This window comes from Hominimerdicola alba (assembly GCF_900112155.1).
Taxonomy (GTDB): Bacteria; Bacillota; Clostridia; order Oscillospirales; family Ruminococcaceae; genus Hominimerdicola; species Hominimerdicola alba_D.
Window position 1 is genome coordinate 2,834 of the sequence record NZ_FOKQ01000062.1, and the last position, 12,012, is coordinate 14,845.

At 33.6% G+C, this 12,012-nt stretch carries 9 protein-coding genes and 1 pseudogene; all 10 read right to left on the reverse strand.

Going from position 1 to position 12,012, the window contains the following annotated elements; all coding sequences use genetic code 11:
• Nucleotides 1–161: 161 nt before the first annotated feature.
• Nucleotides 162–1,637 (reverse strand): PIN domain-containing protein, encoded by a 1,476-nt coding sequence (locus tag BM265_RS18240; RefSeq protein ID WP_074963380.1) that lies wholly within the window; start codon nt 1,635–1,637, stop codon nt 162–164.
• A gap of 273 nt (nt 1,638–1,910) precedes the next feature.
• The gene (locus BM265_RS18245; RefSeq protein ID WP_074963381.1) at nt 1,911–2,978 is read right to left on the reverse strand and encodes an NAD-dependent epimerase/dehydratase family protein; all 1,068 of its coding nucleotides are present in this window, start codon (nt 2,976–2,978) and stop codon (nt 1,911–1,913) included.
• Nucleotides 2,979–2,981: 3 nt separating this feature from the next.
• Entirely contained in the window at nt 2,982–4,478 is a 1,497-nt protein-coding gene (locus BM265_RS18250; protein ID WP_074963382.1) for a nucleotide sugar dehydrogenase, read from the reverse strand.
• A 422-nt stretch (nt 4,479–4,900) separates the two neighbouring features.
• Complete coding sequence (locus BM265_RS18255; protein ID WP_074963383.1) at nt 4,901–6,046, reverse strand: hypothetical protein; 1,146 nt, start codon at nt 6,044–6,046, stop codon at nt 4,901–4,903.
• Nucleotides 6,047–6,260: 214 nt separating this feature from the next.
• A complete protein-coding gene (locus BM265_RS18260) occupies nt 6,261–6,956 on the reverse strand; it encodes an acylneuraminate cytidylyltransferase family protein (RefSeq protein WP_074963384.1) in 696 nt (231 codons plus the stop codon).
• 4 nt (nt 6,957–6,960) lie between these two features.
• Nucleotides 6,961–8,085, reverse strand: coding sequence for a UDP-N-acetylglucosamine 2-epimerase (gene neuC, locus BM265_RS18265; RefSeq protein WP_074963385.1), 1,125 nt, complete (start codon nt 8,083–8,085; stop codon nt 6,961–6,963).
• Nucleotides 8,082–9,128 carry an N-acetylneuraminate synthase family protein gene (locus tag BM265_RS18270; RefSeq protein ID WP_074963386.1) on the reverse strand — a complete coding sequence of 349 codons (1,047 nt, stop codon included), beginning with the start codon at nt 9,126–9,128 and terminating at the stop codon, nt 8,082–8,084. Before BM265_RS18270 ends, neuC begins: the two co-directional genes overlap by 4 nt.
• Nucleotides 9,125–10,441 (reverse strand): O-antigen ligase family protein, encoded by a 1,317-nt coding sequence (locus BM265_RS18275; protein ID WP_074963387.1) that lies wholly within the window; start codon nt 10,439–10,441, stop codon nt 9,125–9,127. Before BM265_RS18275 ends, BM265_RS18270 begins: the two co-directional genes overlap by 4 nt.
• A 132-nt stretch (nt 10,442–10,573) precedes the next feature.
• Complete coding sequence (locus BM265_RS18280; protein WP_074963388.1) at nt 10,574–11,644, reverse strand: hypothetical protein; 1,071 nt, start codon at nt 11,642–11,644, stop codon at nt 10,574–10,576.
• A 20-nt stretch (nt 11,645–11,664) separates the two neighbouring features.
• Nucleotides 11,665–12,012: pseudogene (locus BM265_RS20280) on the reverse strand (AMP-binding protein); the annotation flags it as partial.

Below are 12,012 nucleotides of genomic sequence, written 5' to 3' on the forward strand. Positions count from 1 at the left end.
ATATACATGGACGCAAAGAGAAATGGAGAAATCAAAGCCAGAATATGATGTTACAGCCGGGTGTTATCTGCCCGGCTGTTTGCTTTTATGATGCGGGGGGTTATACGCTTACCACAGAAAAACAGAGGACGAATCCACATAGGAACCGTCCTCTCACTCAGCTATTCTTCGAATAATAAACGAATTTTATCAGCGATTTGTTTTTTCTCAATTATAAAGTTTTCCCATTGAAGACATAAGCTTTTAATATAGTCTATTATCTCATCAGTTCTATAATTAGTGCTTTCATCACAGCCATCACCAACATTGCCATCTGAATCAAAGTTAATAAACCCATATAATATTTCAATATCTCCAATTGCCAATGTATTTCCCATTGAATCAACTATTGATATATCTATTAAATCAGAACCACCATTTTCAGGAGTGATACAATCTATTGATCCTATTTTTAAATAAATACTCTCTCGGTTTATATTTTGCAACTCAATAATATCTCCAAACGAAATGTTGTCTGGCAAACATATCTCCAGTTCTCGACATTCTTCTTTTTGATTTCTTATCCATTCTAATATTAACTTTAAGTTTCCTGCAATTGGAGTCATCTCCTGATTTATTACTTTAGACATTTTAGTTATCAAATCGTTGCAGTCTATATCGTCAATTACAAATTCCTCGTCATAATAAAAGTATAGATCCTCTAATTCTGAATATGCAATATTAATTCTTTCAAAATACTCAGAAATATCGGTAGCAAAATTACTATCGGAAAAATCAGCTATAGTTTTTTCAGCAATTTTGCCAAGTGCAGTCAATCCTACACTTTCTCGTAGATTTTCTTCAAATTCCCGATATATGCTTTTCTTCTCCTCTTCCATCTCATATTCAAATTCTTTCACCATATCTGCATTTTCGATATACTGCTTAAGATGAGGATTGATCAAATTACCAAAAGTTCGCAAATACACCACATTTGAACTCAAATCTGCTTTATCTATGTCCTCAATAATATCTGGATGAAGCAAGTCTTTATTATCTGGATCAGAGAAGTCCTTAAAATTACCTGTGACAAAATAAAGAGTATCGTCTATCGAAACATCTATGTATTCCTTAATATTTATTATCGTTTCGATTATTGCAGCATCTCCATAGGATTCCTTGGCTTCTTTATGGAATGGTGCTCTCTTATGGACCCTACGTTTTTGTATTTTCGACATCAGAACTTCATCGTCAAGGAAAATCGTATTTCTATGGCTAAAGAGATTATTTATTACCAGTTTGATGTCTTTTAAATATGCTTCTTTATTCTTGTCAAATTGTACTTGAACATTATAAAGCTCTAGCCTTGCTTTTTTCTTGTATTCTGATATATCTAAAGCAGGAATGTTTTGTGTGCTCACACCATACAGATCATCTATAGCCTTCATAACAGAATCTATATTCTTTTTCACCTTATTAAATTCATCATCAAGATTCCTATAAGTTTCAGTTTTAACAACTGAGGGAAGAATAATCTTAACTTCATCGTAATTAATCAAATTTATAAATGTATTGAGCAAATCATGATTAATAACAGTATTCCTGCGATCCACAACCATATCAATGATAATATTTGTATCAAGTAAAATATACACCATAATTATATCCTCAAATGTTCAGAAACTAAAGATCTTACTTTTGTTATTGGGAATTCGTCGAGGGTATGGTACTCAATATTAGTAAGTACCTCCAATAAAAATCTGTACTATTATTATAGCGCATATAAGCTACCTTGTCAAATAGAGTTCTTTTTTATTTCGCAAAAACACGTCTGGTGAACAATTGTCGCAAAATATTCTCATTGGGGAAATTATACTTGCTGAGATTATTTCGCCCACTTGAACGCACAAATCTACAATAAGAAATGATTCTTATTTGTAATATTTAGCGTACCACTGAGCAAACTTTTTCAGTCCATCGCGAATACCAATAGTCGGTCTGAAACCGTAGTCATCTTCAAGACCCTTGCTGTCAGCATAGGTAACAGGCACATCACCGGGCTGCATTCCAACAAGCTGTCTGTGTCCCTCGAAATCGTAATCAGCAGGGAGAACACCTGCATTCACTAGTTCCTCTTGCAAAGTACTGATATAGTCGAGCAAGTTTTCCGGAGTTCCTCCACCGATGTTATATACAGCATAGGGCGGTAAAGGAAGTCCGTCCTCACCGTTTGCCTTTTCGGGCGCACCTTGCATCACTCTGAATACACCCTCAACAATATCGTCAACATAGGTGAAATCACGCTTGCAATTACCGTAGTTAAAAATCTTGATCGTTCCGTCCTTTGCGAGCGTATTAGTTGCGGAGAAGTAAAACATATCAGGTCTGCCGGCAGGACCGTAAACGGTGAAGAACCGAAGTCCTGTTGACGGAATGTTGTAGAGTTTTGAATAGCTGTGTGCAAGAAGCTCGTTTGACTTCTTCGTAGCAGCATAGAGCGATACAGGATTATCCACCTTATCGTCGGTGCTGAACGGAACTTTCTTGTTGCCACCATATACAGAAGATGATGAAGCATACACCAGATGCTCTACCGGATTGTTTCGACAGGCTTCAAGAATGTTATAGAAACCGATTATGTTACTCTCAATATACACGTCGGGATGATCTATGGAGTAGCGAACCCCTGCCTGTGCCGCAAGGTTTACCACGATATCGAAATGATGCTCCGTAAACAGACCATCAACAAGAGCCTTGTCAGCGATAGAGCCCTTCACGAAAATGTGCCTGACATGCGAGCTTTCAGTAGCTTTTTCGATAAGAGAAAGTCTGTACTCTTTAAGCTTAGGGTCGTAGTAGTCGTTCATGTTGTCGAGTGATACGACCGTTCCCGAATTCATCTCTTTTAGAAGCCTAAGCACAAGATTCGCACCGATAAATCCGGGCGAGCCAGTAACTAGAATATTCTTGCCATTCAGATTAATCTTAACTTTGCTCACAGCTCAATCCCTCCTGAATAGGTCCCGAGTATAGACTTTTTCCTGCACATCATCTAGAACGCTGTCATATCTGTTTGCGACGATACAGCCGCACTTCTTCTTGAAGTTCTTCAAATCATTAACTACTAAACTGCCGAAAAATGTGCTGCCATTTTCAAGCGTCGGCTCGTAAATGATAACTGTTGCACCTTTTGCCTTGATTCGCTTCATTACCCCCTGAATAGAGGACTGACGGAAGTTGTCGGAATTGCTCTTCATTGTTAGACGGAACACACCCACAACAATCTCTTTCTGCTTACTTTCCTGCTCAGCAGAATAACTCGCACTACTGCCGTAGGTTCCAGCAATTTCAAGCACACGATCTGCGATGAAATCCTTACGAGTGCGGTTGGATTCAACGATTGCAGTCATCATGTTCTGCGGAACGTTCTGATAATTCGCAAGAAGCTGCTTTGTGTCTTTGGGCAGGCAGTAGCCGCCATAGCCGAATGACGGATTGTTGTAGTAGTCTCCCACACGAGGATCAAGGCACACGCCGCGAATAATGTTCGCTGTGTTCAAATCCTTCACTTCTGCGTAGGTATCCAGTTCATTGAAGTAAGACACACGCAGAGCGAGATATGTATTCACGAACAGCTTGGTTGCCTCTGCTTCTGTTGTCGCCATGAACAGAACCGGAATATTCGTCTTAATAGCACCATTTTGGAGCAGATTGGCAAATACGGATGCCGCTTCCATGTTCTTTTCATCGGAGCCGACAATGATACGGCTCGGGTACAGATTATCGTAAAGAGCCTTGGACTCACGGAGAAATTCGGGACTGAAAATGATATTATCCATACCCATTTTCTCTCGCACTTGAACAGTATATCCGACAGGTATTGTTGATTTAATTACAACAGTTGGCTGTTTAGCGCTGTCAGCTGATACCTTTTTTATTAGAGCAAGCACAGCCTCAACAGCGGAGCAGTCAAAGAAGTTGGTCTTTGGGTCGTAGTTAGTAGGTGCAGCAACGATGATGAAGTCTGCATCCTTATAAGCGATTTCGCCGTCAGTTGTGGCAACAAGGGACAGCTTTCTCTCCTCATGCTCTGCGAGATACTGCTCGATGAAATCGTCCTGAATGGGCGACTGCCAGTTGTTCAGCTTCTCGACCTTCTCCGGCACAATGTCCACAGCGATAACATCGTTGTGTTGTGAGAGCAGAACAGCAAGGGAAAGTCCCACATAGCCCGTTCCCGCAACAGCTATCTTCTTGCGCTCTACGGGCTTTACTTCCACCTCATCGTCCACGAAAAGATCTCTGTAGTCAAAGTCTAAAACCTCAGAGAGACAAAGAAGCTGATCCACAGATGGGCTGTAATCCTCCTGTTCAAGTCTGGTGAACATAGTACGGCTGATGCCTGTCTTTTCTCCGAGTACGGTCTGTGAAAGACCTAATGCCTTTCGTTTACTGCTCAAAGTCTCTGCCAGCAGTTTGAGAGATAGATGTTGCTTCATGGTAGGCCTCCTATAGATACTTGTCATCGACAATGACATTATGATTGACGCATATAATACTTATATTGTAACTCATATAGGTATTAATGTCAAGTCGTTTGTTTAAATTCGTTTAGATTTAGTGAAAATAGCGATACTTATCTGCCGCAAAGATGTCGTTGATAATGACATTTCAAGGTATAATTAAATGCTCACTAGTAAGCATAAATCCATCCGCTACTTACCAAGCTCGGCAAGCGTTACGGAAAGAAGAAACTTGAAGCCGCCTGTGAGCGTATGCTGCCGCTGCCCACACAGCCGTATGAGCCGTCTGTGTGGAAGCAGCAAACGGTCGGTAATGACTATCTGATTTCGGACGGCATGAACAAATAAAGTAATTAGAGTGAATTAATCAATTGTATAATACACCCAACCTAACTACTTCAGTTCTTTAATATCTCCGTACTATTCTTTTCTTTACATTCCATGTAGTTTAATCTATTTGTTAGTTTATATGCAGCATCAATCATTAAATGACAATGATCTTTAAAATCAAATGGGTTGTTACTCCATTTAAAATAATCTTCAACATTGATATTTAATTCATCTACAGTTTTGAAAAAACTATTTTTCATTTTTTCTATACTATTTCTATGAATACTACGAAATATCGGATTATATGGACACACAACTACTCTTATCTCAGCACCTGGTGAATTAACTCTAATGCATTGAATTAACTCTTCGAATATCTTCTTATTCTCATTTATAGTTGCTTCTCTAATTACATCCCACACCCCAGTTTTTTCTTTAAAATTTTTTATTTGGCGATACATTGGTGCTATTATATTTTTTATCGATATTCTCTTAGGCTTTGCTATAAAATTATTAATTTCGTCTTCAACTAGCCCTAATTCAAACACTTCAAGATAATTATTAAATTGGATAATAACTTCTTTTTCATCATCATTACATCCATAATTATGGAAATCATTAAATGTATAAAAATAGTATAATCGTTTTTTTATTGTACGCTTGCTTCGTGAAAGATCATAATTAAATATATAATATGGTAATTCTATTAAAACACTTTTTAATTCTTTAATTTTATCTGGGATTTGTTTAACAAGATTATAGTATATCATATAATGACAAAACAAATCCATGCTTGGATATGCAGTTTTACAATATATATTTTTTTTCAATAAATGTGTTTGAATATCGTTTTGTGCATGAGACATTCCAAGTATCAATCCGTTAAAATTCAAATCACATTCTACACATTTTTTTATAGCATTACAAAACGTCCCTTCACAAAACCAATAATACACTATTATTCTATCCAATGCAAATTGAAATTGTTTTAGTGCTTTCTTAATAGCTTCATCTTCTTTATATAAAACTATTAAATAGTCAAACTCTTTAAATTCAACTTCATTTGGTTTTAAATAATTCGTGCCATTAAAAAGAGTGCTATCTATAGTTCTCTCACTTATATCGGTATATGCAATAAGATGACAGTCACTTTTTATATTTTTAAAAAAATTTTCATACACTTGATTTGATCCACATATTATAATCTTTTTCATAATATAATTACTCCTGAGGTTTGATTCTAAGATATGTTTTTAACATTCATTTAATAGTCAAGAGCACCTATAGTATCGCACAAGTGTTCTTTATTTTTTACATAAATAGTTTTTATTACTCAAATTACAAATTGTGATGTTATTTATTTCATTTTCACTTAATATGATAGTATCCTATTAATATTATGCAGAATAAGTAAGATTACTATATATTCTATTTGGAATTCTTTCGCAAATAGTATTCTGCTAAATACAAATCACATAATTCATCAATATCAACAGAATGACTTTTTTCCATTCTATATGGAATAACATTATCATTAAAACTAGTATTTAAAGTTAGTTCATTTATACTATTTATATAAATACAACCATTAACCTTATAGTATTTGGGCATATCCTGTCTACGACAAGTACTAGAAACATTAAGCAATGATTTTAGTTTTCCTTCTTCTATTGATCTTATCAAGACAGGATGATCATCAACTTCACTCACTGAAACAAGTGAAAAACAATTATTTGAGAAAAACGTTTCTATAGCTTTATCAACATCTTCAAAATTCCGTAATGGTGCAGTTGGTTGTAAAAGCACTAGCACATCAAAGCATTCCCCCTTCTTTCTTAATTCAGTTATTGCATGAATAATTGCATCTATTGTTTTAGCTGTATCAGATGCCAAATCAGTTGGACGCATAAACGGAATTTCTGCTCCATATTGCTCAGCAACTTTTGCAATTTCTTCATCATCAGTCGAAACCATAACGTAATCAATATATCTACTTTTTTTCCCTGCTTCAATTGAATAAACTATTAAAGGCTTTCCACATAAATCAACGATATTTTTGTGTGGTATTCCTTTACTTCCACCTCTTGCCGGAATTACTGCAAGTATTTTTTTTTCATTAAACATTTTATCACCTATGATCAATAAATACTTTTTGAATACTCATATTCCATATTCTACTGTCATTAAGAATCTTCATAAAACTCTCAGTGCTGTTACCTTTGCCGAACTGATAACTTGATACTCTATAATTATCAATTTTAGAAATAGCCTCTAAAATAGCATTTTCATTTTCTTCAATATGTTGTAAATTTTTATTATCTTTAGAAAATCTCCCCCTCTGGCGAGTCCCTAAATCAATACTTGGAATAGCATAGACACCTGTTTCACGTATTCCTGCACTTGAATTTCCTATCATAAAATCTGCATTTTTCAGTAAAGTTAAAAAGAATTCAAATCGAAGTGATGGAAATACACGAAATCTATTATTATTATTTAACCGCATATACTCTGAAATAATAATATCAGAACCTAAATCATTATTTGGATAAACAACAACAAAATTCTTATCAGAATCAATCATTGCTGTTACCAAATTTGAAATATGTTCTTTTAAAAGATGTACTTCTGTAGTAACAGGATGATACATACATATAGCATATTTATCAAATGCAATTCCATACCTTTTCTTTGCATCATTAATAGAAGGAAGTGTATCTGAAAGCATTATATCAATGTCTGGAGAACCAGTTACAAATATCCTAGTCTCCTCTTCACCTAGTTGTAGTAATCGTTCTTTGGCATCATTGTTACTAACTAAATGTAAATGAGAAAGTTTTGATATCGCATGTCTAATAGATTCGTCAATTGTACCGGAAAGCTCTCCACCCTCGATGTGCGTTACAATAATATTATTAAGTGCTCCTACAACTGCACCAGCCATCGCATCAATACGATCTCCATGAACAACTATCATATCTGGTTTTATTTTACGAACGTAATTTGTTAAGTTAGAGATTACATTTCCTAAATCAAAACTCATAATTCCAGAATTTGCTTGTGAGTAATCAACATATACATTCTCATAATTATCTTTAATTACTTCTTTATATGTATTTCCTAACTTTTCAACAAGATGCATACCTGATACAAAAATATAAAGTTCAAAATTCAAATCACTTTCAACTTTTTTCAGTAAAGACTTAATCTTTCCATAATCAGCTCTTGTTCCAGTAACAAATAAAACTTTTTTCATATATTATCAATCATACTCCATTTCAACTGTGTGTCATTATCAATATCTACTTTAGATTTCTTTCCCAGAATACTTTCATATTTTTCTGCAAGGATTTCACCTGTTCCAGGTCGCTTAACCCACAAATTTTCTTTTGTAAACATTTCTCCTGCTTTTACAGACTTAATTGTTACAACTGTTGCAAAAGCAAAATCAATAGTAACTTTTTCTTCTTTAGCTGCCTCTTTTTTTCCACCAAGCATCTGAGGTACATCACGTGCCGCAATAATTAATTCAGCACACTCTTTTTCATCCATTGAGCATATTACATCAGGGCCAGGTCTATCTTTCCTATCTATAAAATGACGTTCAACTATTGAAGCACCAAGAGTAATGGCTGATATACAAGCGGTATTTGTAAGAGTATGATCAGATAAGCCGATAGGTATATTGGGAAAAGTTTCCATCATCTCCTGCATAGCTCCAAGGCGCACCAAATTTGGAACAGTTGGATATAAATTGGTTGTATGAAGAAGGGCATATGGAACACCAGCATCTTCCATAATATTTACGGCTTTCCTAATGCTTTCGATATTATTCATTCCAGTCGATACAATCATTGGTTTTCCAAATGAAGCAATATGCTTTATAAGTGGATAGTTATTCAATTCTCCAGAACCAATTTTATAAGCCTTAACATTAAAACGATGAAGACGATCTGCGGCAGCACGTGAAAAAGGAGTGCTTATAAAAATCATACCTTTAGATTCGACATATCTCATCAATTCATATTCCTCATCTTCGGATAAAGCACACCTCTCCATAACTTCATATATAGAAACATCTGTATTACCTGGAATTACTTTTTTAGCCGCGTGACTCATCTCATCTTCCACAACATGCGTTTGGTGCTTAATTACTTTCGCCCCTGCACGTGCAGCAGCATCTACGATTGACATAGCTACGTCTAGAGATCCTTCATGATTTATCCCCATTTCGGGTATCACAAGTGGTTCTTCTCCAATACCAATCTTTAAATCTCCAATATAAAATGATGATTTCATATTTTACTCCTTTTTAATTTCTTATCATCGCCTATAATATCACTATGAATAAAGCCGACCGCTATTGCCGACCAAAAATATGGATGATACCAAAATGAATTTGATACTAATAATATTCCACATTGCGAAAAGAACAAAATAAAAATAAATATCCAGCCACGATCTGCATCACTATTTATTATAGAAAATGATTTAATAATAAAAAATGTTAATAATACAACGCCAATAAAACCAAATGCAATAATAATTTCAAGGAAAATGTTATGGCTATATCCCCACATATAATATTTTCCAATATGCGGGCGTTCTCCAAAAACACCGTATCCAAAAGGAAATCTATCTTTAATTAGCTCTTTAGCAATAGCCCACAATTCATCTCTCGTATCAGTATCACTAATATCTCCAGCTAATAAACTTTCAAGTGTTCTTGATTCTGATACCCCAAAATAAACAAGAATTCTCTGTAAAAATAATATTATTTCTGAATAGAAAAGAATAAAAAAAGATCCAAATAAAAATATAGCGGATATAATTATTAGTTTTTTGGCAACATTCGCTTCCTTCATGAACAGCCAGAATAGCGATAGAGCAAAAATAAGATATATTATTATTGCTCCTCTAGAGCCATATGCAATAGATAATAATGAAAATACAACGGATACAATAATGTTATAGATCTTACGCTCTTTTATCCAAAGTATGACATTTAAAGTACTAATAAAGCAACTATAATAACCAAAAGACATATTATATGCTTTTTGAACCGAAATTCCTCCTTCTCCAGTTACCCAAAAATAGCCCAATTTTGTCCTGTTATAAGCCATAAATAATAAATATACTATAATAAAACAATTGGAGATTTTAAGTCCGTTAATAACAGTATCGGAGTTTTTTTGAATAATAATAATATAATAAGCAGTAACCCCAGCTGAAAATATTCCTCCATCTAATCCAAAAACAGCTGGAAAACCATAGGTATTATCGCTTAACCATATTCCAACACTAGAGTTAAATAAATACTTAAGCAAAAATAGAGAACATATTACAACAATCAAAATAAAACTTTTGTATTTCAACAATTGTTTTTCTTGTTTCATGATAAACCATGACAATATACACAATACAATAAAACAGTGTATTCCAATTAAACAATATTCACTATAATAAGCAGCTCCTAATAAAGCAAAGAATTTATTCAAAATAAACTCTATCGCTTTACCTGAAAAAAACAAAACTAATGCAATTTGATTGATATCAACTTTGCTGTTCTCATTAACTGTAAATTTTTTTAAACAAAATCTATTATTGAACATTTTAATTTCCTTAAAACTCTTCATTCACAATATAATAAAAAATGAACCAAGAAAAATTTGAATAGCACTTACTGTAATTTCAATCTATTGTAACCATTATCACTTATTTAGTGAAGTAATAATTTGAATAGATTATAATATACTAGGTCTATCCTGATCAGAATCGCCTTTGAAAGTACACCAATTAATATCTCTGCTCTTTGAAGCGCATATTATATCAACATTTTCCTTTATAAACGGTTCATAGTACAATGGTACTATATCATTAGTATCTTTACGATTAAAAAAACCAGCTTCTTTTAGATATGATGCTTTCAAACCATAATTTGGGAAAAGAATATACTCAGCATTATATTTGACCAATAATTCAACTAACAACTCTTTTGATTTAGCTAAAACAGAGCCATTTCCAATAAAATCTACAATAAATATCGCATAATTACAATTATGCTCTACTACTCTATAAAAAAGAAATTCTTTTTCTTCAGTTAATTTATTATACAATAATAAAGAATGATACTTATAAACAGGGTGATTAAAATATCTGTTACAATAATATGCTTTGGATTTATATTGAGGTATAATCGATTCATCAGATAAATCAACCCACATATTCTTATCTATAATTTTTGAATCTATTGAACTATCATGAGTATGCTCTACTGATAATCCTTCGATTGAAGTTTTTAACAAATAATATGTTTTTATGTACGGATTAATAATATACCAGTTTTCTAAAAAAAATATAGTATTTTCAAACTGTTTATTATACTTTTCTGCATCCGAAGAAATACCCACTTCACAATTAAAGAATGTACCAAATTCCTTTTCTCTATATTGTTTTACAACAAAACCTAAGCCAGGCGGAGCTATGTTTGGAATAGCTTTCCAAATTGATCCCCATGTCATAACATTTTTGATAGTTTTATCAAATTGCGAAGTTGGGATAAATCCTTCAAGTGCATGAATATCATTTGAAGTCTTACTTCGAGCAATGACGAAGTTATAAGAATGCTTTTCAGGATTATAGTACTGCCAATCTAATAGTAATTTAGATTTTATTATTGCGTGATTTCTTTTCCAATAAGTATCAATAAATCTTAGAACTTCATCAATATCATTTTCTTGACATAATGAAATCTTGTATGTCTTATCGAACATCAATTTATATCTCTCATATAGTTTCTGGATAGATATATTCATTTTCCTCCTCCTATATAGTATTATTGCCCATATTTCTCTTCTAATAATTTATATTGTATCTTACCACTATCATTTCTAGGAATCTTCGGAAGAACAAAAACCTTAAATAAGTTTTTAAATAGTCCAGTTTTAGATACTATAAAATCTACTACTTCATTTTTTTTGACGTCATCAGTAATGTATATGTTCATTCTTTGATCTGTACCTGAACATGCACATTCAATATTAAATTCCTGCTGGATTAAATGTTCAGTTTGATCTAAGCTAATTCTATAACTAAGAAGTTTTAAAAATCGTGATAAACGACCAGTTATATAATAACAACCATCTTCATCACGTTTGGCCAAATCTCCTGTATGATACTCTCC